The organism is Phycicoccus sonneratiae, assembly GCF_016887965.1.
GTDB lineage: Bacteria > Actinomycetota > Actinomycetes > Actinomycetales > Dermatophilaceae > Phycicoccus > Phycicoccus sonneratiae.
In genome coordinates this window covers 87,106-109,522 of sequence record NZ_JAFDVD010000005.1, presented here as the reverse complement: position 1 = coordinate 109,522, position 22,417 = coordinate 87,106, and the positions used below count along the sequence as shown (strand labels likewise).

Sequence of the window (22,417 nt, the reverse complement as noted above, 5' to 3'; positions counted from 1 at the left end):
CCCGCATGACCGCACCCCAGCCCCTCCAGGACCTCGCCGCGAACGGCGTCTCGGTCTGGCTCGACGACCTCTCCCGCGACCGGATATCCTCCGGCAACCTCCAGCAGCTCATCGACGAGCGCGGGGTCGTGGGCGTCACGACCAACCCGTCGATCTTCCAGGCCGCCCTGTCCGAGGGGCACGCCTACGACGAGCAGGTCGAGGAGCTCTCGCGCGCTGGCAAAAGCGTCGACGAGGCCGTCTTCGCCCTGACCACCCGCGACGTCCACGACGCCTGCGAGGTCATGAAGCCGGTCTTCGAGGCGACCGACGGCGAGGACGGCCGGGTCTCCATCGAGGTCGACCCCCGCTCGGCGCACGACACCGCGAAGACGGTCGAGGAGGCCAAGGCCCTCGCGGCCGAGGTCGACCAGCCGAACGTCTTCATCAAGATCCCCGCCACGGTCGAGGGGCTCCCGGCGATCAGCCAGGTCCTCGCCGAGGGGATCTCGGTCAACGTCACGCTGATCTTCAGCCTCGACCGGTACCGCGCGGTGATGAACGCCTTCCTCACCGGCCTCGAGCAGGCCCGCGAGAACGGCAAGGACCTCTCGCAGATCCGTTCCGTCGCATCGTTCTTCGTCTCGCGCGTCGACTCCGAGGTCGACAAGCGGCTCGACGCCATCGGCACGGACGAGGCGAAGGCCCTGCGCGGCAAGGCCGGCATCGCCAACGCCCGGCTGGCCTACCAGGCCTACGAGGAGGTCTTCTCGACCCCGCGCTGGGCCTCCCTCGAGGCGGCCGGCGCGCACCGGCAGCGGCCGCTCTGGGCCTCCACCGGCGTCAAGGACCCCGACTACCCGGACACGATGTACGTCACCGAGCTCGTGGCCCCCGGCACGGTCAACACCATGCCGGAGAAGACCCTCGACGCCACCGCCGACCACGGCGAGGTCACCGGCGACACCGTCACCGGCCACTACGACGACGCCGCCGAGGTCCTCGACACCCTCGAGCGGCTCGGGATCTCGTACTCCGAGGTCGTCGACCTCCTCGAGCGCGAGGGCGTCGACAAGTTCGAGAAGAGCTGGGGCGAGCTCCTCGAGGGCGTGACGCGCGAGCTGGAGAAGGCCTCGGCGTGAGCACCCTCGACGTCTCCGCCACCGGGGCGGCGGCCGAGGCCGTCGCCACGCACGTGCCGACCCTCGTCGCCGACCGCGTCGCGAGCCGGCTCTTCGCGCAGGACCACACCCTGTGGGGCGAGGCCGCCGAGGACGAGGCGTCCAAGCGCCTCTCCTGGACCGGTCTCCCCCGCAGCTCGCGCCCGCTCGTCGGCGAGGTCGCCGCGCTGCGCAGCGAGCTGGAGGAGACCGGCTACGACCGCGTCGTCCTCTGCGGGATGGGTGGCTCCTCGCTCGCCCCGGAGGTCATCTGCGCGACGGCCGGCGTGCCGATCGTCGTCCTCGACTCCTCCGACCCCGACGTCGTCCGCGGTGCGCTCACCAACCTCGACCGCACGGTCGTCGTCGTGTCGAGCAAGTCGGGCTCCACCGTCGAGACCGACAGCCAGCGGCGTGCCTTCGAGCGGGCCTTCCGTGACGCGGGCCTCGACCCGACGTCGCGGATGGTCGTCGTCACCGACCCCGGCAGCCCGCTCGACGAGCAGGCGCGCGGGGCCGGCTTCCGGGTCGTCAACGCGGACCCCGCCGTGGGCGGCCGCTACTCGGCCCTCACGGCCTTCGGGCTGGTCCCCAGCGGGCTGGCCGGCGCCGACATCGAGGCGCTGCTCGACGACGCCGAGGCGGTCGCCGACCTGCTCGCCGCCGACGACGAGGCCAACCCCGCGCTGCGCCTCGGCGCGGCGATGGCGGGCACGGACCCGTTGCGCGACAAGCTCGTGCTCGTCGACGCCGGCACCGAGAACGTCGGGTTCCCGGCGTGGGCCGAGCAGCTCATCGCCGAGTCGACCGGCAAGGAGGGCACCGGCATCCTGCCGGTCGTCGCGATCGGCTCCGAGCCGGCGCACCTCTACGCCGACGGCACCGTCGTCCGGCTCGTGGCCACCGACGCCGACGACGACGCGGGCGCTCGCGGCGACTCCGTCGTCACCGTCGCCGGCGCGCTCGGGGCGCAGCTGCTCCTCTGGGAGGCCGCCACGGCGGTCGCCGGCCGGCTCCTCGGCATCAACCCGTTCGACCAGCCCGACGTCGAGAGCGCCAAGGCCGCGGCCCGCGAGCTGCTCGACGCCGGCATCGGCGCGGGCGACGAGCCGGCCTTCACCGACGGTGCGGTCGAGGTGCGGGCGCTCGGTGGCGAGTGGCTCACCGGCACCGCCACCCTCGACACCGCGCTCGACGACCTCCTCGCCCGGCTCGACCCCGAGCACGGGTACGTCGCGGTGATGGCCTACCTCGACCGCGAGGCCGACGCCGACCTCGAGAACGTCGCCCGCGACCTCTTCGAGCGCACCGGCCGGCCGGTCACCTTCGGCTGGGGCCCGCGGTTCCTGCACTCGACTGGCCAGTACCACAAGGGCGGTCCGGCCACCGGGGTGTACGTGCAGGTGACGACGGCACCGGCCGAGGACCTCGCCGTGCCGGGTCGCGACTTCACCTTCGGCCAGTTCATTTCGGCCCAGGCGGCCGGTGACGCGAAGGTGCTCGCCGACCACGGCCGGCCCGTGCTGCGCCTCCACCTCACCGACCACAACGCCGGCCTCGCGCAGGTGCGGACCCTGCTCGGTCGAGGCGGCGCATGAGCCCGGCCCGCGTCACCGCCGACCAGAACCCGCTGCGGGACCCGCGCGACAAGCGGCTCCCCCGCATCGCGGGCCCGTGCTCGATGGTGCTCTTCGGGGTCACCGGCGACCTCGCCCGCAAGAAGCTCATGCCGGCGATCTACGACCTCGCCAACCGCGGGCTGCTGCCGCCGGGCTTCTCGCTCGTCGGGTTCGCCCGGCGCGACTGGGCCGACCAGGACTTCGGCAAGATCGTCTACGAGGCGGTCAAGGAGCGCGCCCGCACGCCCTTCCGCGAGGAGGTGTGGCGCACCCTCGCCGAGGGCATCCGGTTCGTCCCGGGCTCGTTCGACGACGACGGTGCCTTCGACCTGCTCGCCGAGACCGTGGCCGAGCTCGACGAGCAGCGCGGCACCGGCGGCAACCACGCGTTCTACCTCTCCATCCCGCCGGGGTCGTTCGCCACGGTCTGCCAGCAGCTCGAGCGCTCCGGCCTGTCCACGCCCCAGAGCGGGTCGTGGCGGCGGGTGGTCATCGAGAAGCCCTTCGGGCGCGACCTCGCGTCCGCGCGCGAGCTGAACTCGATCGTCGAGAACGTCTTCCCGGCCGACTGCGTGTTCCGCATCGACCACTACCTCGGCAAGGAGACGGTGCAGAACCTCCTCGCGCTGCGCTTCGCGAACCAGATGTTCGAGCCGGTGTGGAACGCCAACTACGTCGACCACGTGCAGATCACGATGGCCGAGGACATCGGCATCGGTGGGCGCGCGGGGTACTACGACGGCATCGGGGCCGCCCGCGACGTCATCCAGAACCACCTCCTCCAGCTGCTCGCGCTCACCGCGATGGAGGAGCCGGTCTCCTTCGACGCCCAGGGCCTGCGGCTCGAGAAGGAGAAGGTCCTCTCGGCCGTCCGCATCCCCGCCGACCTCGCCGCCGGCACGGCCCGCGGCCAGTACGCCGCGGGGTGGCAGGGCGGCGAGGAGGTCGTGGGCTACCTCGACGAGGACGGCGTCGCCGACGGCTCGCGCACCGAGACCTACGCCGCCGTGCGCCTCGACATCGACACCCGGCGCTGGGCCGGTGTGCCGTTCTACCTGCGCACCGGCAAGCGGCTCGGCAAGCGGGTCACCGAGATCGCCGTCGTCTTCAAGCAGGCCCCGCACCTGCCGTTCAAGAGCACCGCCACCGAGGAGCTCGGGCAGAACGCCGTCGTCATCCGCGTCCAGCCCGACGAGGGCGTCACGCTGCGGTTCGGGGCCAAGGTCCCGGGCGCGCAGATGGAGGTCCGCGACGTGACGATGGACTTCGGCTACGGGCGCTCCTTCACCGAGTCCTCGCCCGAGGCCTACGAACGGCTCATCCTCGACATGCTGCTCGGCGAGCCCCCGCTCTTCCCGCGGCACGAGGAGGTCGAGCTGTCCTGGCGGATCCTCGACCCCATCGAGCGCTTCTGGGAGAAGAAGGGCAAGCCCCCCGAGCAGTACGTGTCCGGCGGGTGGGGCCCCGACTCGGCCGACGAGATGATGCGCCGCGACGGCCGTGAGTGGAGGCTTCCGTGATCGTCGACCTGCCGAACACGTCCACGGCCGCCGTCTCCAAGCGGCTCGTCAAGCTGCGGGCCGACACCGGGGCGATGGCCCTCTCCCGCGTCCTCACCCTCCTCGTCGTCGTCGACGAGGCCGATGCCGAGGAGGCCATCGAGGTCGCCAACGACGCGAGCCGGCAGCACCCCTGCCGCATCATCGTCGTCGTCGCGGGCAACCGCCGCGGTGCCGCCCGGCTCGACGGCCAGATCCGGGTCGGCGGTGACGCCGGCGCCTCCGAGGTCGTCGTCCTGCGCCTCTACGGCCCGCTCGCCAAGCACGGTCGGGCGGTCGTCACACCGCTCCTCCTCGCCGACTCCCCCATCGTCGCCTGGTGGCCGGCCGAGGCCCCCAAGGACCCCGCGGCCGACCCGGTCGGCGCCATCGCCCAGCGGCGCATCACCGACGCCGCCCGCAGCACCGGCACCCCGCGCTCGGTGCTCAAGCGGCTGGCGTCCGCGTACACCCCGGGCGACACCGACCTCGCGTGGTCGCGGGTCACCCTGTGGCGCGGCCTGCTCGCCGCGGCCCTCGACCAGGCGCCCTACGAGCCGGTCACCGCGGCGATGGTCGTCGCGGCCCCGGACTCCCCCTCCGGCGAGCTGCTCGGCGGCTGGCTGGCCGCCCGGCTGCGCTGCCCGGTGTCGCTCGCCCGTTCGCGCACGGGGTCGGGCATCATCTCGGTCCGCCTCGAGCGGGCCAGCGGCACCGTCGACCTCGTGCGGCCGCTCGACGGCAACACCTCGGTCCTGCGCCAGCCCGGGCAGCCCGACCGCACGCTGGCCCTGCCGCACCGATCGGACGCCGAGTGCCTCGCCGACGAGCTGCGCCGCCTCGACCCCGACGAGGTGTACGAGGACGCGCTGCGCAAGGGCTTCGCCGCCGTGAGCACTTCGCGCCGCACCGCGGGCGAGGCGGTCCGCGACGGCGCCGCGCCGTCGCCCGCCGAGGCCGAGCGCACCGCCCAGCGGCTGCGCCGGGCGGCCCGGATGGCCGGCAGCAGCGCGATGGTCGACAAGATGCCGATGCCCGCCGACACCGCCGACTCCGAGGCCGTCCGCAAGGCCGCCGCCACCAAGCTCGCCGAGGTCAAGGAGCGTCGATCGTGAGCACGTCCACCGTCGTCGTCCACCCCTCCCGCCAGTCCCTCGCGGATGCCGCCGCGGCCCGGCTCGTCGTCGCGCTCGTCGACGCCGTGTCCGCGCGCGGGGTGGCCCACGTGTCGATGACCGGCGGCTCGATGGGCTCGGAGATCGTCCGGTCGCTCGCCGCCGAGCCGGCGCGCGCGGCCGTCGACTGGTCACGGGTCCACGTGTGGTGGGGCGACGAGCGGTATCTGCCGGCCGGCGACCCCGACCGCAACGACACCCAGAACGACGAGGCCGGGCTGTCCTCGTTGGGCCTCGACCCGGCGACGGTCCACCGCGTCCCCGGGCCCGACGCGTCGGCGTCCGCCGAGGAGGCCGCCGAGGCCTACGCCGCGACGCTGCGGTCCTCCGGTGGCGGCAGCTTCGACGTCATGGTCCTCGGGGTCGGCCCGGACGGGCACATCGCCTCGCTCTTCCCGCACCACCCGGCGGCCGGCACCGCGGGGGCCGTCACCGTCGCGGTGCACGACTCCCCCAAGCCGCCGCCGGACCGGGTGTCGCTCACCCGCGAGTGCCTCGAGCGCTCGCGCGAGGTGTGGTTCCTCGTCGCCGGTGCCGACAAGGCCGACGCCGTCCGCCGTGGGGTCGAGGGCTCACCGTTCGAGGAGACCCCGGCCGCCCACGTCCACGGCGAGGAGCGCACCCTCTGGCTCCTCGACCCCGACGCCGCCTCCGAGCTGGGCTGAGGGGCACGCCGTGGGGATCCTCGAGCGCTGGCGCCGGCGCGACGACGAGCCGGCGCACGACGTCGTCGACGGTCCCCCCGGGCCCGTCGACGACGAGCCCGTCGACGAGGTGGCCACCCGGCCGCTCACCGGCGAGGAGGAGGCCCGGCTGGAGTCCTACCGGCTGCGCTACGACAAGCACGGCATCGACCCCGCCGACCTCGCGAGCATCGCCCGGTCCTGGGAGTCGGCCCTCGACCGCGACGACGAGGCCGAGGCCGCGGAGGTCGTCACCGTCGTCGCGACCGCCGTCGGCGACCACCTCGTCGGCACCGGCTACCGCTGGGTGGTCAGCACCGACCCGTTCGGCACCGACCTGGCCGTCGAGCCGCCGCGCCGCGGCGTGCCGGTCGTCGTCCGCACGCTCGTCGCCGTGCGCTGGATGAAGCGCGAGCGCGGCTGGCTCGAGGGCGTCGTCGAGCACCTCGCCCGCACCGCCCGCCGCTGAACCCCGCACCCCGGACACACCGCGACCCCGGCCGCGGTCGGCCGGGGTCGTCCGGGTGGTGCGGCTCAGGACCTCACTGGATGAGGCCGCGGCCCCGCAGCGACTCGAGCGCCTCGTCGAGGATGGCCTGGCCGTCCTCGTCGGAGCGGCGCTCCTTCACGTAGGCGAGGTGGGTCTTGTAGGGCTCGACCTTCGGCGGGGCCGGCGGGTTGTCCCGGTCCTGGCCGGCCGGGAAGCCGCAGCGCGGGCAGTCCCAGGTCTCGGGGACGACGAGGCCCGCCTCCTCGGCGAAGCTCGGCTTGGTCTCGTGCCCGTTGGAGCACCAGAACGAGACGAAGCGACGAGGAGCGGCCTCGCCGCGCTCGGCCTCGCCCATGGGGCCCGCACCGACGCGCGAGCCGCGGATCGCGTTACCTCCAGCCATCTGCCCGTCCCCCGATCAGGCGAAGCGCTCGAGGACGCCGAGACCGACGACGCAGGTGAACCAGACGACCGCCACGCCGACCGTGATCCGGTCGAGGTTGCGCTCGGCGACCGAGGAGCCACCGAGGGAGCTGGACATCCCCCCACCGAACATGTCGGAGAGGCCGCCACCCTTGCCCTTGTGGAGCAGGATGAGGAGGGTGAGGAACAGGCCTCCGAGGACCAGGAGGACCTGGAGGCCGATGCGAACCGCGTCCACGGATGGATCCTTCGTGTGGGGGTCGGGGACAACCGGACAAGGATAACCGCTGACCGCCGCGGCCGCCGCAGCCCGTCTGGCGCGGCGGCCGCGGACGCTCAGACGGTGCCGCGGTGGTCGCGGAAGCGGCAGATCGCCGCGAACTCGCCGGGGTCGATGGAGGCGCCGCCGACGAGGGCACCGTCGACGTCCTCCTGGGCCATGATCGCCGCGACGTTGCCGGACTTCACCGACCCGCCGTAGAGGATGCGGATGCCGTCGGCGACGTCACCGGAGTACAGCTCCGCGAGCTTCGTGCGGATGGCCGCGCACACCTCCTGCGCGTCGTCCGGGGTCGCGACCTCGCCGGTGCCGATGGCCCAGATGGGCTCGTAGGCGACGACGACGGTGCGGGCCTGCTCGGCGGTGACGCCGGCCAGCCCGGCCTCCACCTGGGCGAGGACGTGCTCGACGTGCGTGCCGGCCTGGCGGACCTCGAGGCCCTCGCCGCAGCAGAAGATCGGCGTCAGCCCGTGCTTGAACGCGGCCTGCACCTTGGCGTTGACGACGTCGTCGCCCTCGTGGTGGTACTCGCGCCGCTCGCTGTGGCCCACGGTGACGTACGTGCACCCGAGCTTGGCGAGGAAGGCCCCGCTGATGTCGCCGGTGTAGGCCCCCGCGTCGTGCGGCGAGAGGTCCTGCGCCCCGAACCTCAGGTCGAGGCGGTCACCGTCGATGAGCGTCTGCACGCTGCGGATGTCGGTGAACGGCGGCAGCACGGCGACCTCGACGGCGCCGAAGTCGTGCTTGCCGTCGCGCAGCGTCCAGTCGAGCTTCTGCACGAGGTGCGTGGCCTGGAGGTGGTCCAGGTTCATCTTCCAGTTCCCCGCCATGAGCGGGGTGCGGCCCGAGGCCATCAGTTCGTTCCCTTCGTGAGGATCGCGATGCCGGGGAGCTCCTTGCCCTCGAGGTACTCGAGGGAAGCCCCGCCACCGGTGGAGATGTGGCCGAACTGGTCGTCGGTGAAACCGAGCTGGCGCACCGCCGCGGCGGAGTCGCCACCGCCGACGACGGTCAGGGCGCCGGCCGAGGTCGCGTCGACGAGCGCCTGGGCCAGGGCCTTCGTGCCGGCGGCGAACGGCGCCATCTCGAACGCACCCATCGGGCCGTTCCAGAAGACCGTGCGCGCGTCGGCGACCTTCTCGGCGTAGAGCGCGGCCGAGCGGGGCCCGATGTCGAGCCCCATCGCGTCGGCCGGGATGGAGTCCGCGTCGACGACGGCGGTCTCGGTGTCGGCGGAGAACTCCTTGCCGACGACGACGTCCACGGGCAGGACGATCTCGACGCCCTCGCGCTCGGCCCGCTCGAGGTAGCCGCGGCAGGCGTCGACGCTGTCGGCGTCGAAGAGGCTCTTCCCGATCTCGTGGCCCTGGGCCGCGAGGAAGGTGAAGAGCATCCCGCCCCCGATGAGGAGCCGGTCGGCGGTGCCCATGAGGTTGTCGATGACCGCGAGCTTGTCGGCGACCTTGGCGCCACCGAGCACGACCGCGTACGGCCGCTCGGGGTCCTCGGTGAGGCGACGGAGCACCTCGACCTCGGCCCGCACGAGCCCGCCCATCGCCGACGGCAGCCGGGTGGCGACGTCGTAGACCGACGCCTGCTTGCGGTGGACGACCCCGAAGCCGTCGGAGACGTAGGCGTCGGCGAGCCCGGCGAGGGCGTCGGCGAACTCGGCCCGGTCCTCGTCGGTCTTGGCGGTCTCGCCCGCGTTGAACCGGAGGTTCTCGAGGAGGACGACGTCTCCGTCGGCCATCCCCGCGACCGCGGCCTGCGCGCTCTCCCCCACCGTGTCGGTGGCGAAGACGACGTCGCGGCCGAGGAGCTCGGAGAGCCGCCCGACGACCGGACGCAGCGAGTACCGCTCCTCGGGAGCCCCCTTGGGGCGCCCGAGGTGGGCGCACACGACGACGCGTGCGCCCGCCCCGGACAGCTCCGAGATGGTCGGGACCGAGGCCCGGATGCGGCCGTCGTCGGTGATCGTCGTGCCGTCGAGGGGCACGTTGAGGTCGGACCGGACGAGGACGCGCTTGCCGCGCAGGTCGCCCAGCGAGGCGATGTCAGCCATCTGTGGGTCGGTCCCCCGCGCTCAGAGGCTCGCGCCGACGTGCACGACGAGGTCGATGAGGCGGTTGGAGTAGCCCCACTCGTTGTCGTACCAGCCGACGACCTTGACCTGGTTGCCGATGACCTTGGTCAGGCCCGAGTCGAAGATGCACGAGCTCGGGTCGGTGACGATGTCGGCGGAGACGATCGGGTCCTCGGTGTACTTGAGGAAGCCCTTGAGCGGGCCCTCGGCGGCCGCCTTGACGATCGCGTTGACCTCCTCGACCGTCGTCTCGCGGCCGGCCTCGAAGGTGAGGTCGGTCGCCGAGCCGGTAGGGGTCGGCACGCGCAGCGCGTAGCCGTCGAGCTTGCCCTTGAGCTCGGGCATGACGAGGCCGATGGCCTTCGCGGCGCCGGTGCTCGTCGGGATGATCGACAGGGCGGCGGCGCGGGCACGGCGCAGGTCGCGGTGCGGGCCGTCGAGGAGGTTCTGGTCCGAGGTGTACGCGTGGATCGTCGTCATGAGGCCCTTGACGATGCCGAGCTCGTCGTGGAGCGGCTTGGCCATCGGCGCGAGGCAGTTCGTCGTGCACGACGCGTTGGAGATGACGTGGTGCTTCTCCGGGTCGTAGTCGGTGTGGTTGACCCCCATGACGAAGGTGGCGTCCTCGTTGGAGGCCGGGGCCGAGATGATGACCTTCTTCGCGCCGCCGTCGATGTGGGCGTGGGCCTTCGTGGCGTCGGTGAAGATGCCGGTGGACTCGACGACGACGTCGGCGCCGGCCTCGCCCCAGGCGATGTCGGCGGGGTTGCGCTCGGCGAAGATCTTGATGGTCGTGCCGCCGACGGTGATCGAGTCGTCGGTGTACGAGACGTCGTCGGCGAGGACGCCGAGGACCGAGTCGTACTTCAGCAGGTGGGCGATGGTCTTGTTGTCCATCAGGTCGTTGGCGGCGACGATCTCGATGTCGGCCCCCGACGCCTGCACGGCGCGGAAGAAGTTGCGGCCGATGCGGCCGAAGCCGTTGATGCCTACGCGAACGGTCACTGTGCGTGCCTTCCAGTGGAGGGGGATGTGCCGTGCGGAGCCGCTCGGCACCGTGGTTCCGGCACCAACCCTAGACCCCGCCCCGATCGCCCCTGCAGCCGTCCACCGTACGGGCGAGTAACCGTTTACGCAGGGCCGCGCGTGAGACGCCGAGCGCCTCGGTCGAGGTGAAACCCGACTGTCTGCAGGTCGCCTTTCACCTCGACCCAGCGACACCCCCGGCGGTCGAGGTGAAACCCGACCGTCTGCGGGTCGCCTTTCACCTCGACCCGCGACGGCGGACGGTCAGCCCTCGAGCATGTCCGGGGTGAGCACGGCCTCGGTGTCGGGGATGCCCTCGTCCTGGGCCCGCTTGTCGGCCATCGCGAGCAGCCGGCGGATCCGGCCGGCGACGGCGTCCTTGGTCATCGGCGGGTCGGCGAGCGTGCCGAGCTCCTCGAGGGAGGCCTGCTTGTGGGTGAGCCGCAGCTCGCCGGCCTCCTTGAGGTGGTCGGGCACCTCCTCGCCGAGGATCTCCAGGGCCCGCTCGACCCGCGCCCCGGCGGCAACGGCCGCGCGCGCCGACCGGCGCAGGTTGGCGTCGTCGAAGTTGGCCAGCCGGTTGGCGGTGGCCCGCACCTCGCGGCGGATGCGGCGCTCCTCCCACGCGAGCACGGCGTCGTGGGCACCGAGCCGGGTGAGCATCGCGCCGATGGCGTCGCCGTCGCGGATGACGACGCGGTCGACGCCGCGGACCTCGCGGGCCTTGGACTGGATGCCGAGCCGGCGCGCGGCCCCGACGAGCGCGAGGGCGGCCTCCGGACCGGGGCAGGTGACCTCGAGGGCCGAGGAGCGACCCGGCTCGGTGAGCGAGCCGTGGGCGAGGAAGGCACCTCGCCAGGCGGCCTCGGCGTCGCACACCGACCCGCTGACGACCTTCGCCGGCAGGCCGCGCACCGGGCGGCCGCGGCTGTCGATGAGCCCGGTCTGCCGGGCCAGCGCCTCGCCGTCCTGGACGACCCGGACGACGTACCGGCTCCCCTTGCGCAGCCCGCCGGCCGCGAGGACGAGGACCTCGGGGGTGTGCCCGTACACCTCGGCGAGCTCGCGCCGCAGCCGCCGGGCCGCGTTCGCGGTGTCCAGCTCGGCCTCGACGACGATGCGCCCCCCGATGATGTGCAGCCCCCCGGCGAACCGCAGCATCGCCGCGACCTCGGCCTTGCGGCAACAGGGCTTGGTCACGACGTGCCGCGACAGCTCGTCCTTCACCTTCGCCGTCATCGCCATGCCGGTCATCCTGCCACGCGTCACGGGGTGGGTCGCGGGCTGTACAGGATGTCCCTCAGGGCCGCCGCGTAGCGCAGTGGGTCGTGCTGGCCGGGGGCGCTGCGGGTGCTCACCGGGACGACGTGGAGCTCGGCGCCCAGCCGGGCCGCCGCCGCCGTGAGGCCCGCCTCGTCGTCGACGGCGGCCGGGTCGGCGAGCACGCCGTCGAGCCGCAGGCCGGGCGCGAGGGCGGCGAAGGACTCGAGGTGGCGCACGGCGTCGAAGCCGGCCGTCTCGCCGGACCCGGGGTCGAGGTTGAGGACGAGCAGGCGACGCGCGCGGCTGACCTCGAGGGCCTCGCGCACCTCGGGCACCAGCAGGTGGGTCATCACCGAGGTGAACCAGGACCCGGGGCCGAGGACCACCCAGTCGGCGCTGCGGATGGCGGCGACCGACTCCGGGTAGGCGGGCGGGTCGGCCGGGACGAGGCGCACCTCCTCGACGGTGCCGGGGGTGACCGCGACCTCGGCCTGCCCCCGGACGGTCGTCAGCCCGCCGGACCCGAGGCCGCTGACGTCGGCCTCGATGTCGAGCGGCACGGCGGCCATCGGCAGCACCCGCCCCCGGGCCTGGAGCAGCCGGCCGACGAGGTCGAGCCCGGCGACCGGGTCGTCGTGCAGCTCCCAGAGCGCGACGATGAGCAGGTTGCCGAGGGCGTGCCCGCCGAGCGGGCCCTCACCGGCGAACCGGTGCTGGAGGACGTCGCGCCAGGTGTGCCCCCACTCGGAGTCGCTGCACAGGGCGGCGAGGGCCATCCGCAGGTCGCCGGGCGGCAGGACGCCGAACTCCTCGCGCAGCCGGCCGCTCGAGCCGCCGTCGTCGGCGACGGTGACGACCGCGGTGATCTCGTCGGTGACGAAGCGCAGCGCGCCGAGCGTGGCGGCGAGGCCGTGGCCGCCGCCGAGCGCGGTGACGACCGGCCCGCTCACTCGCGCCCCAGGTCGCGGTGGACGACGAAGGTCGCGATGTCGTCGCCGACGAGCCGGCGCGAGAGCGCCTCGGCCACGGCGACCGAGCGGTGCTTGCCGCCCGTGCAGCCGACGGCGACGGTCGCGTAGCGCCGGCCCTCGCGCAGGTAGCCCGCGGTGACCGGCTCCATGAGCGCCACGGTGCGGTCGACGAAGGACCCCGCCCCCTCCTGGGCCATGACGTACTCGGCGACCGGCGCGTCGACCCCGGTGAGCGGACGCAGCTCGGGGACCCAGAACGGGTTGGGCAGGAACCGCATGTCGAGGACGAAGTCGGCGTCGAGCGGCACGCCGTACTTGAACCCGAACGACATCACGGCGAGGCGCAGGCTCGGGCCGCCGGTGACGCCGACGATGGGCGTCAGCTTGCGCGCGAGCTGGTGGACGTTGAGGCCCGAGGTGTCGATGACGACGTGGGCGTCGGCCCGCAGGTCGCGCAGCAGCTCGCGCTCGGTCTGGATGCCGTCGAGCAGCCGGCCGTCGCGCTGCAGCGGGTGCGGCCGGCGGACGCTCTCGAACCGGCGCACGAGCGCCTCGTCGGTGGCGTCGAGGAACATCAGCTGCGGGTGCCAGCCGTGCTCGCGCACCGAGGCGATGTGGTCGCGCAGCTCGCCGGTGAACGGGCGGGCCCGGACGTCGACGACCGCGGCGATGCGCAGGTCCGCGGCGCCCTCCTCGCGCGCCCGCGACGCGAGCACGCCCATCGCCGGGATGAGCTGCGGCGGGAGGTTGTCGACGACGTACCAACCGTGGTCCTCGAGGACGTTGGCCGCGGTCGAGCGACCGGCCCCGCTCATGCCGGTGACGACGAGGAAGTCCGCCCTCGCCGGACGCTCCGTCGTGTCGTCGTCAGCCACCACGCGCTCCCTCGTCGACCTCGATGACCTCGCCGGTGGCGGGGTCGACCGCCGGGGTGCCCGGGTCGGCCGAACCCAACTCTGCCGCAACGACGGCCGCGAGCGCAGGCCCGATGCCCGGAACGCCCGCGAGCTCGTCGACCGAGGCGGCCCGGATCCGCTTGACCGACCCGAACTCGCGCAGCAGCGCCTTGCGCCGCTTCTCGCCGAGCCCGGGGACGGCGTCGAGGGCGCTCTGGGTCATCGCCTTGCTCCGGCGCTGGCGGTGGAAGGTGATGGCGAAGCGGTGGGCCTCGTCGCGCAGCCGCTGGAGGAGGTAGAGGCCCTCGCTCGTGCGCGGCAGGACGAGCGGGTGCTCCTCCCCCGGCACCCACACCTCCTCGAGCCGCTTGGCGAGACCGACGACCGCGACGTCGACCGCCCCGGCGTCCTCGAGCGCCCGGGCCGCTGCATTCACCTGCGGCAGACCGCCGTCGACGACGACGAGGTTCGGCGTGTACGCGAACCGGGCCGGCCGCTCGCGCCCCTCGGCGACCTCCTGCTCGCGCTCCTCCTGCTCCTTGCGGCCGCGGCGGAAGCGACGCGTGAGCACCTCGTGCATCGCCGCGGTGTCGTCGGTGGCGCCGGTCTCGTCGCCGCGGACGATGAACCGCCGGTACTCGGACTTGCGGGGCAGGCCGTCCTCGAAGACGACCATCGACCCGACGACCTGGGTGCCCTGGACGTGGCTGATGTCGAAGCACTCGATGCGCAGCGGGGCGTCGTCGAGGTCGAGGTGGTCCTGGAGCTGCTGGAGCGCCTGGCTGCGGGTCGTGAGGTCGCCGGCGCGGGCCACCTTGTGGCGGGCCAGACTCTGGGTCGCGTTGCGCGCCACCGTCTCCATGAGGGTGCGCTTGTCGCCGCGCTGCGGCACGCGGACCTCGACCCGGCTCCTGCGGATGCCCCCGAGCCACGCCTGGAGCGCCTCGGCGTCGTCGGGCAGCACGGGGACGAGCACCTCGCGCGGCACGCCCTCGCGCGACTCGCCGCCGTAGACCTGCTGCAGCAGGTGCTCGACGACCTCGGCCGTGGTCTCGGCGTCGCGCTCGGCGACCCAGCCGCGCTGGCCGCGGACCCGTCCGCCGCGTACGTGGAAGAGCTGGACGGCGACCTCGAGCTCGTCCTCGGCGAGGCCGAAGACGTCGGCGTCGGTGGCGTCCGGCAGCACGACGGCCGACTTCTCGAGGACGCGTTCGAGGGCGCCGATGTCGTCGCGGATCCGGGCCGCCCGCTCGAAGTCGAGCTCGGTGGCCGCGGCCTTCATCTCGGTGGTCATCCGGGTGAGGAACCGGCCGCTGTTGCCGGCCATGAAGTCGCAGAAGTCCTCGGCGATGTCGCGGTGGTGCGCGGCGTCGACCCGCCCGACGCACGGGGCGCTGCACTTGTCGATGTACCCGAGGAGGCAGGGCCGCCCCACCTGGCCGGCCCGCTTGAAGACGCCCGCGGAACAGGTGCGCATCGGGAACACCCGCATCGCGAGGTCGAGGGTCTCGCGGATGGCCCACGCGTGCGCGTACGGCCCGAAGTACCGGGTGCCCTTCTTCTTCGCGCCGCGCATGACCATGGCGCGCGGGAACTCCTCGCCCATCGTCACCGCGAGGTAGGGGTAGGACTTGTCGTCGCGGTACTTGACGTTGAAGCGGGGGTCGAACTCCTTGATCCACGCGTACTCGAGCTGGAGGGCCTCGACCTCGGTGGAGACGACGGTCCACTCGACGCTCGCGCCGGTGCGCACCATCGTGGCCGTGCGGTGGTGCAGGGCCGAGACGTCCTGGAAGTAGGAGGACAGCCGCGGGCGCAGGCTCTTGGCCTTCCCGACGTAGATGACCCGCCCCTCCTTGTCGCGGAAGCGGTACACCCCGGGGTCGGTGGGGATCTCGCCCGGCCGGGGGCGGTACGTCGAGGGGTCGGCCACCGCTCCACCCTAGGCCGCTCCCCCGACAGGTCGGGCCCCTACCCCGCGGCCTCCCTCATCGCCGGCGAGACGTAGAGGGTCGTCACCCGGACCCCGTCGAGCCAGGTCGTGAGCCGCTCGGCCTCGGCGTCGAGCGCCCGGCGGGCCGCGGCCGGGAGCCGGTCGAGCAGCCCGATGCGCACCCGGGCGTCCTCGCCCTGCACCCAGCACCCGACGACGCGCCCGTCCCACCAGGCCGTCGTCCCCGCGTTGCCGGCCGTGTCGACGAGGGCCGGACCGTGGCCGCCGAGGTAGGAGCCACGACCCCGCCACCCCATGACCGTGGGGTCGAGGGTCGGCAGGAGGGCGGCCCACGGGTCCGGGGCGTCGACCGGGTCGAGGTCGTCCGGCAGCAGCCAGCCCACGTCGTCGGTGCCGTCGAGGCCGACCGGCACCGCCCCGAGGTCACCCAACGCGGCGCGGACCGTCCCGAGCGTGCCGCCCAGCCACCAGCGCAGGTCGTCCTCCGTGCCGGGACCGAACGCGCGCAGCCAGCGGCCGATGATCTCGGCGTGGGCGGCGCGACCGTCGAGCGGCGCGGGCACCTCGCCGAACCACGCCTCGGCCGTGGCGTACCGCGGCTTCGACAGCCGCCAGTGGCCCGCGTTGCCCGCCCGCACGACCCGGCCCCGCGCGGTGAGCACCCAGAGCACCTGCGGGAGCACCGGGACCGAGGCGCCCCATTTCGTGCCCGGTGACCGGTCGATCGTCACGTCGAGGTGGGGCAGGGCGGCCCGCAGCTCGGGGGCGGTGAGCTCGGCGGTTCCGAGCGCGTCGACCACCTCGTCGGCGGCGGCGCCCAGCCATCCCCCGCCGTCGGTGGTCACCCCGGAGGACTCCAGGTCGCGGGCCACCCGCCGGCCGATCGAGTCGGCGACGCGTGCCGAGGGCCCGCCGAGGACCGCCGGCAGGAGGCTGCGGGGCCACGCGAAGAGGGTCTGGCGCATCGCCGTCTGCTTGACGAGGTCGCGGCGGCGGTACAGCGCGTCCTCGACGGCACCGACCGTGGTGCCCGGCACCCGGGCCCACGCCGCGAGGTGGACCGTGGCCGGCTCGGTGGCGTGCAGCCCCGCGAGGGCGTCGGCCGCGGCCACCGGGTCCGCGAACCCCGCGCCGTGGGCAAGCCCCTGACGGCGCGCCAGCCGGGCCCGCCGCTCGTCGTCGTCGACGTGGCGGGCCGGGGCCGGCTGCGCGCGGCTCAGGAGACGGAGAGGCCGTCCCCGCTGACCGTGACGGACTTGGCCGGCAGGGCCTTGGTCGCGGGGCCCTGCTTCACCTCGCCGGTGGCCGCGTCGAACTGGCTGCCGTGGCACGGGCAGGTGATGACGCCGTCGGCGACCGACCCGACCTGGCAGCCCTGGTGGGTGCACACCGAGGAGAAGGCCTTGTACTCCCCCGCGGTCGGCTGGGTGACGACGGTCTGGAGCGACTCGAAGACCTTGCCGCCGCCGACCGGGATGTCGGCGGCCTTGATGGCCTCGGACGCGGCCGAGCTCGCGGCACCGGCCGCCGAGCTCGCGGCGTCCTGGACGTCGTCGGCGGCCCCGCACGCGGCGAGCGTGCTCGCGCCGGCGACCACCGCGACACCCGCGCCCGCGGCCCGCAGCGTCTGGCGCCGGCTGAGGCAGGCGCACTCGGGAACGGACGGGGTGGTGTTCTCGGTGCTCATCGGGGTGCCTCTCGCTCCGGTGACGGGTCACCGAAAGTATCGCGGGCCCGGCTGGACGTCGCCTGTGGACACCCGGACGCTGTCCGGAGGTCCACCCGCCGTACACCCGGAGGGGTTGCGCAGGGCGAATCCGCAGGTAACAAGTCGGCACCATCCCGAGGGAGGTCCTCGGTTCCCGGCCGATCCACGGTTACTCTCCGCAGGTGCTCGCGACAGCGGGCGGGAGCGTCCGCTCCCACATCTGACACTCCCAGGAGGAAACGTGCCTCAGCGTTCCGTGGTCGCCGTTGGCGCCTCCCTGCTCGTCGCCTCGCTCGCGCTCACCGGTTGCGGTACGCGCGGCGGCGACGACGGCGGCGACACCGGCGGCGGTTCCGGCGACTCGAAGGTCGCCAAGATCGGCGTCATCGCGCCCCTCTCCGGCGACCTCGCCGCCCTCGGCAAGGGCATCGAGCACTCCGTCGACCTCGCCATCAAGCAGGCCAACGAGTCCAACGCGATCCCGGGCTGGAAGCTCGAGCTCGCCGCCGAGGACGACCAGGCCACCCCCGACGTCGGCAAGAACGCCGCGACGAAGCTGGCCTCCGACAAGGAGGTCGTCGGTGTCGTCGGCACGCTCAACAGCTCGGTCGCCCAGAGCGTCCAGCCGGTGCTCGCCGCAGCGAACATCACCCAGGTCTCCCCGGCGAACACCAACCCGTCGCTCACCCAGGGCGCCGACTTCGCCACCGCGCCGAAGCGGGCGTACCCGACCTACTTCCGCACCTGCACCACCGACTCGATCCAGGGCCCGTTCGCGGCGCGCTACCTCTTCGAGAAGGCGGGCATCAAGGAGGTCGCGACGGTCCACGACAAGAAGACCTACGGCCAGGGCCTCGTCGACGCCTTCACGAAGGAGTACACGAAGCTCGGCGGCAAGGTCGTCTCGGCGCAGACGATCAACCCGGACGACGACAAGTACGACGCCGTCATCTCGAAGATCAAGCCCTCGAACCCGAAGGCCGTCTACTACGGCGGCGAGTTCCCGCAGGCGGGTCCGTTCTCGCAGCAGATGAAGGCCGCCGGCCTGAACGTCCCGCTCATGGGCGGCGACGGCATCTTCTCCGGTGAGTACGTCAAGCTCGCGGGCTCCACGGCCACCGGCGACCTCGCCACCTCGGTCGGTGCCCCCACCGACCAGCTCGAGTCGGCCAAGTCGTTCGTCTCCGCGTACGACGCCGCCAAGTACTCCGAGCCCTACGAGGCCTACGGCGCGTACGCCTACGACGCGGCCAACGCGATCATCAACGCGCTCAAGACCTCGCTCAAGGACGCCGACTCCGCCGAGGCGGCCCGTCAGGCGACCGTCCAGGCGATGAGCTCGGTCTCGTTCGACGGCGTCACCGGCAAGGTCGCCTTCGACGAGTACGGCGACACCACCTCGCGGGTCCTCACCGTCTACCAGGTCAAGGACGGCGCGTGGGCCCCGGTCAACACGGAGGAGTTCAAGTAACCCTCGCGAGCGGCTGATGCCGTGAGCACCCCGACGGCGGGGGTGGTCGAGGAGACCACCCCCGCCGTCCGTGCTCCGCGGACCCGGCGGCCCCCGGCCACGGGCCCGACACGCCCCTGCCGTGTGGCAGGTTCCCGTGGCGCAGGTCACCCGCTACTCTCCCCCCAGCCAGCCAGCCGGTACGACACGTCCAGGAGGCCGTGGTGGAACTAGCCCAGCAGCTCGTGAACGGGCTGACCCTGGGATCGCTGTACGCCCTCATCGCGGTGGGCTACACCGTGGTCTACGGGATCATCCAGCTGATCAACTTCGCCCACGGCGAGATCTTCATGGTGGGCGCGTTCGGCGCGCTCAGCACCGCGCTCCTGTTCTTCCGCAGCTACGTCGACGAGGGCCAGGTGCTCCCGTTCTGGGCGCTCCCGGTGCTCATCCTCGGGGCGGTCGCGGCGTCGGTGGCCATCGCGGTCCTCATGGAGCGCATCGCCTACCGCCCGCTGCGCAACGCCCCCCGGCTCGCGCCCCTCATCACGGCCATCGGCATCTCGGTCTTCCTCCAGGAGGCGGTGCGCCTGCTGTACGGCAAGATCCCGGGCTTCCCGGACGCCAAGCAGAAGGTGCCGTTCCCCAAGATCGCCGTGGTGTCCGGTGACGCGTGGACGCCCTTCGGGCTGACCATCCAGCGCTCGACGATCTTCACGGTCGGTGCGCTCGTCATCTGCGCCGCCGGCCTCTTCTACTTCGTCTCGCGCACCAAAACCGGCCGCGCGATGCAGGCCGTCTCGCAGGACCCCGACACCGCCCGCCTCATGGGCATCAACGTCGACCGGATCATCGTCGTCGCGTTCGTCATCGGCGCCACGCTCGCCGCCATCGCCGGCATCGCGCAGGGCCTGCAGGTCACGAACGTCAACTTCAAGATGGGCTTCCTCGCCGGCCTCAAGGCCTTCACGGCGGCCGTCCTCGGCGGCATCGGCAACGTCTGGGGGGCGGTCCTCGGCGGCCTGACCCTCGGCATCGTCGAGGCCCTGGCCATCGGCTTCATCCCCGGCACGTTCGGCGGCAGCTCCTGGAAGGACGTCTGGGCCTTCGCCATCCTCATCCTCGTCCTCGTCTTCCGACCCCAAGGCCTCCTCGGCGCGAAGGTGGTGGACCGCGCGTGAGCACCAACACGGCTCTCCCGGACGTCCTCGACGACTCCGACGTCTCCCGGCGCGACCGGCTGCGCGAGCAGCACGGCGCCAAGGCACCGCTGCTGGCCCTCGCCGGCGGCGTCCTGCTCCTCGTCAGCGGCCTGCTCTCCTGGTCCTACGACGACCGGATCCTCGGCGACATCAGCATCCGCTTCTACCCGGCGGGCATCCAGATCTACGCGATGGTCCTCGGCCTCGTCGCCGTCGTCCTCGGGGTGCTGCTGCGGCGGCGCCCGGGCTGGCTCAACCCCGGGCGCGGTCTCGCCGCGGTCGGCTGGGGCTCGCTGGTCTTCGTCGTCGTCGCGCTCGTGACGATCGCCCGCCAGGCCGGCGGCAGCATCAACATCAACGAGGGCGGGTGGGTCGCGCTCGTCGGGGCGCTGCTCGTCTTCGCCGCCGGGTTCGTGGCGCAGCGCTTCGAGCTGAACGTCCGCACCTGGCCCCGGCTGCCCGGCTGGGCCGAGATCCTCGTCATCGTCGTGCTCATGGCCGTGCTGCTCTTCACGACGGCGTACACCCTCGGCCTCGACGACTCGTGGACCTTCGTCTGCCTGCTCGTCACCCTCCTGTCGGTGGCGATCGCCCTCGTCGGCAGCGGCTTCGGCGAGTACGTCGGGTTCGTCGGCGGCAACAACCGCCGGGTGCTGCTGCTCGCGGCCTTCCTCGTCGCGTTCCTCTTCCCGTTCACCCAGGACGGCTCGGACGCCAACATGTCGATCGCCACGCAGATCCTCATCTTCGCGGCGACCGCGCTCGGCCTGAACATCGTCGTCGGGCTCGCCGGCCTGCTCGACCTCGGGTACATCGCCTTCCTCGGCACCGGCGCCTACGTCGGCGCGATGCTCTCGCAGTCGACGTTCGCGACGATCGGGTGGAAGCCTCCGTTCCTCGTCGTCATGCTCTGTGGGATGGCCGTCGCGTCGACCTTCGGCCTGATCATCGGCTCGCCGACGCTGCGGGTCTCCGGCGACTACCTCGCCATCGTCACCCTCGGCTTCGGCGAGATCTTCCGGCTCGCGATGTTCAACCTCGACGGCACGAACGGCCCGGACCTCACGAACGGCCCCAACGGCATCCCGGCCATCCCCGACCTGAACTTCTTCGGGTGGGACTTCGGCAAGGTGCACACCGTCGCGGGCATCCCCCTCGGCCGGTTCAGCAACTACTACTTCCTGCTGCTCCTGCTCATCGCGTTCGTCATCCTCGTCTTCAGCCGCCTCAACGACAGCCGCATCGGCCGTGGCTGGGTGGCCATCCGCGAGGACGAGCGCGCGGCGGAGGCCATGGGCGTCAACGTCTTCGGCCTCAAGCTGCTCGCCTTCGCGATCGGCGCGGCCCTCGCCGGCCTCGCCGGGACGATCAAGGCGCACCAGGACACGTCGGTGACGCCGGACCAGTACATCTTCCTCGAGTCGGCCTTCCTCCTCGCGGCGGTCGTCCTCGGCGGCATGGGCACGGTGGCCGGCGTCCTCGTCGGCGCCACGATCCTCAAGCTGCTCCCCGAGAAGCTGCGCGACGCCGCCGACTACCGGCTCCTCCTCTTCGGCCTCCTCCTCGTCATCATGATGCGGTTCCGGCCCGAGGGCCTCGTGGCCAGCAAGCGCCGACAGCTCGAGTTCCACGAGGACGACGAGGAACTCGTCCAGCTCGCCCAGACCGAACACCTGGAGGAGGCGAAGTGACCGTCACCGACCCCGCCCCGGCGGCCCACGAGATCGGCGACCGGGTCGTCCTCGAGGCCGCGAACGTCACGATGCGCTTCGGCGGCCTGACCGCCGTCGGCGACGTGAGCATGCGCGTCCACGACGGCGAGATCGTCGGGCTCATCGGCCCGAACGGCGCCGGCAAGACGACCTTCTTCAACTGCCTCACGGGGATGTACATCCCCACCGAGGGACGGGTCACCCTCGCCGGCGAGCAGCTGCCGCCGAAGCCGCTCAAGGTGGTGCGCGCCGGCATGGCCCGCACCTTCCAGAACATCCGGCTCTTCGGCAACATGACCGCCCTCGAGAACGTCATGGTCGGCCGGTACTGCCGGACCTCGTCGATGGCCCTCACGTCGGTCCTGCGCGGGCCGAAGTTCCGCCGCGAGGAGTCGGCGACGCGCGAGCGGGCCCAGGAGCTGCTCGACTACGTCGGGCTCGGCAAGAGCACCGAGCTGCTGGCCCGCAACCTGCCGTACGGCGACCAGCGGCGGCTCGAGATCGCCCGGGCCCTGGCCACCGACCCGCAGATCCTGCTCCTCGACGAGCCGACCGCCGGCATGAACCCGAAGGAGACCGAGGAGACGATGCACCTGATCTTCAAGATCAGGGACAGCGGGCTCGCGGTCGTCGTCATCGAGCACGACATGCGGTTCATCTTCAACCTGTGCGACCGGGTGCTCTGCCTCGTCCGCGGCTCGGTGCTCGTCGAGGGCACCCCGGGCGAGGTCCAGTCCGACCCCCGGGTCATCGAGGCCTACATCGGCGGCGACGACGCCGACGAGGAGGAGGACGCGTGAGCGAC

21 protein-coding genes are annotated in these 22,417 nt (G+C 72.9%); 10 read left to right on the top strand and 11 right to left on the bottom strand.

Annotation, left to right across the window (positions count from 1 at the left end; translation table 11 throughout):
- Positions 1–5 precede the first annotated feature (5 nt).
- The 6 genes from tal to JQN70_RS03945 are packed head-to-tail and all read left to right on the top strand — an operon-like array spanning position 6 to position 6,623.
- Entirely contained in the window at positions 6–1,121 is a 1,116-nt protein-coding gene (tal, locus tag JQN70_RS03970) for a transaldolase (RefSeq protein ID WP_204130022.1), read from the top strand.
- The gene (locus JQN70_RS03965) at positions 1,118–2,737 is read left to right on the top strand and encodes a glucose-6-phosphate isomerase (RefSeq protein WP_204130021.1); all 1,620 of its coding nucleotides are present in this window, start codon (positions 1,118–1,120) and stop codon (positions 2,735–2,737) included. Before tal ends, JQN70_RS03965 begins: the two co-directional genes overlap by 4 nt.
- Positions 2,734–4,278 carry a glucose-6-phosphate dehydrogenase gene (gene zwf, locus JQN70_RS03960; protein ID WP_204130020.1) on the top strand — a complete coding sequence of 515 codons (1,545 nt, stop codon included), beginning with the start codon at positions 2,734–2,736 and terminating at the stop codon, positions 4,276–4,278. Before JQN70_RS03965 ends, zwf begins: the two co-directional genes overlap by 4 nt.
- A complete protein-coding gene (locus JQN70_RS03955) occupies positions 4,275–5,411 on the top strand; it encodes a glucose-6-phosphate dehydrogenase assembly protein OpcA (protein ID WP_204130019.1) in 1,137 nt (378 codons plus the stop codon). The genes zwf and JQN70_RS03955 overlap by 4 nt, the downstream gene beginning before the upstream one ends.
- Positions 5,408–6,136 carry a 6-phosphogluconolactonase gene (gene pgl, locus JQN70_RS03950; RefSeq protein ID WP_307835805.1) on the top strand — a complete coding sequence of 243 codons (729 nt, stop codon included), beginning with the start codon at positions 5,408–5,410 and terminating at the stop codon, positions 6,134–6,136. The genes JQN70_RS03955 and pgl overlap by 4 nt, the downstream gene beginning before the upstream one ends.
- Positions 6,137–6,146: 10 nt before the next feature.
- The gene (locus JQN70_RS03945) at positions 6,147–6,623 is read left to right on the top strand and encodes a hypothetical protein (RefSeq protein ID WP_204130018.1); all 477 of its coding nucleotides are present in this window, start codon (positions 6,147–6,149) and stop codon (positions 6,621–6,623) included.
- A 73-nt stretch (positions 6,624–6,696) separates the two neighbouring features.
- On the opposite strand, the gene JQN70_RS03940 is transcribed toward JQN70_RS03945, so the two are convergent.
- The 11 genes from JQN70_RS03940 to JQN70_RS03890 form a co-directional block, all read right to left on the bottom strand.
- Positions 6,697–7,047, bottom strand: a complete 351-nt coding sequence (locus JQN70_RS03940) for an RNA polymerase-binding protein RbpA (RefSeq protein WP_204130017.1) — start codon at positions 7,045–7,047, stop codon at positions 6,697–6,699.
- A gap of 15 nt (positions 7,048–7,062) precedes the next feature.
- Entirely contained in the window at positions 7,063–7,305 is a 243-nt protein-coding gene (gene secG / locus JQN70_RS03935; protein WP_204130016.1) for a preprotein translocase subunit SecG, read from the bottom strand.
- Positions 7,306–7,403: 98 nt separating this feature from the next.
- Positions 7,404–8,201 (bottom strand): triose-phosphate isomerase, encoded by a 798-nt coding sequence (gene tpiA / locus JQN70_RS03930; RefSeq protein ID WP_204130015.1) that lies wholly within the window; start codon positions 8,199–8,201, stop codon positions 7,404–7,406.
- Positions 8,201–9,409: a phosphoglycerate kinase gene (locus tag JQN70_RS03925; protein WP_204130014.1), complete on the bottom strand. Its 1,209-nt coding sequence runs from the start codon at positions 9,407–9,409 to the stop codon at positions 8,201–8,203. Before JQN70_RS03925 ends, tpiA begins: the two co-directional genes overlap by 1 nt.
- A gap of 21 nt (positions 9,410–9,430) precedes the next feature.
- On the bottom strand, positions 9,431–10,435 hold the full coding sequence (gap, locus tag JQN70_RS03920) for a type I glyceraldehyde-3-phosphate dehydrogenase (RefSeq protein ID WP_204130013.1): 1,005 nt from the start codon (positions 10,433–10,435) through the stop codon (positions 9,431–9,433).
- Between the two features lie 285 nt (positions 10,436–10,720).
- Entirely contained in the window at positions 10,721–11,701 is a 981-nt protein-coding gene (gene whiA / locus JQN70_RS03915; RefSeq protein WP_204130012.1) for a DNA-binding protein WhiA, read from the bottom strand.
- A 20-nt stretch (positions 11,702–11,721) separates the two neighbouring features.
- A complete protein-coding gene (locus JQN70_RS03910; protein WP_204130011.1) occupies positions 11,722–12,669 on the bottom strand; it encodes a gluconeogenesis factor YvcK family protein in 948 nt (315 codons plus the stop codon).
- A complete protein-coding gene (rapZ, locus tag JQN70_RS03905; RefSeq protein WP_434063740.1) occupies positions 12,666–13,568 on the bottom strand; it encodes an RNase adapter RapZ in 903 nt (300 codons plus the stop codon). Before rapZ ends, JQN70_RS03910 begins: the two co-directional genes overlap by 4 nt.
- Positions 13,558–15,519 carry an excinuclease ABC subunit UvrC gene (gene uvrC, locus JQN70_RS03900; RefSeq protein WP_204130010.1) on the bottom strand — a complete coding sequence of 654 codons (1,962 nt, stop codon included), beginning with the start codon at positions 15,517–15,519 and terminating at the stop codon, positions 13,558–13,560. The genes rapZ and uvrC overlap by 11 nt, the downstream gene beginning before the upstream one ends.
- Positions 15,520–15,557: 38 nt before the next feature.
- Positions 15,558–16,652: a winged helix DNA-binding domain-containing protein gene (locus JQN70_RS03895; RefSeq protein WP_204130009.1), complete on the bottom strand. Its 1,095-nt coding sequence runs from the start codon at positions 16,650–16,652 to the stop codon at positions 15,558–15,560.
- A 104-nt stretch (positions 16,653–16,756) separates the two neighbouring features.
- A complete protein-coding gene (locus JQN70_RS03890; RefSeq protein WP_204130008.1) occupies positions 16,757–17,227 on the bottom strand; it encodes a Rieske (2Fe-2S) protein in 471 nt (156 codons plus the stop codon).
- Positions 17,228–17,489: 262 nt separating this feature from the next.
- Here JQN70_RS03890 and JQN70_RS03885 point away from each other — a divergent pair, with 262 nt between their 5' ends.
- The 4 genes from JQN70_RS03885 (at position 17,490) to JQN70_RS03870 (ending at position 22,412) form a co-directional block, all read left to right on the top strand.
- Positions 17,490–18,719: a branched-chain amino acid ABC transporter substrate-binding protein gene (locus tag JQN70_RS03885; RefSeq protein WP_204130007.1), complete on the top strand. Its 1,230-nt coding sequence runs from the start codon at positions 17,490–17,492 to the stop codon at positions 18,717–18,719.
- Between the two features lie 203 nt (positions 18,720–18,922).
- Entirely contained in the window at positions 18,923–19,879 is a 957-nt protein-coding gene (locus JQN70_RS03880) for a branched-chain amino acid ABC transporter permease (RefSeq protein ID WP_307835803.1), read from the top strand.
- Entirely contained in the window at positions 19,876–21,591 is a 1,716-nt protein-coding gene (locus JQN70_RS03875) for a branched-chain amino acid ABC transporter permease (protein ID WP_204130005.1), read from the top strand. The genes JQN70_RS03880 and JQN70_RS03875 overlap by 4 nt, the downstream gene beginning before the upstream one ends.
- Positions 21,588–22,412, top strand: coding sequence for an ABC transporter ATP-binding protein (locus JQN70_RS03870; protein ID WP_307835802.1), 825 nt, complete (start codon positions 21,588–21,590; stop codon positions 22,410–22,412). Before JQN70_RS03875 ends, JQN70_RS03870 begins: the two co-directional genes overlap by 4 nt.
- Positions 22,413–22,417 lie beyond the last annotated feature (5 nt).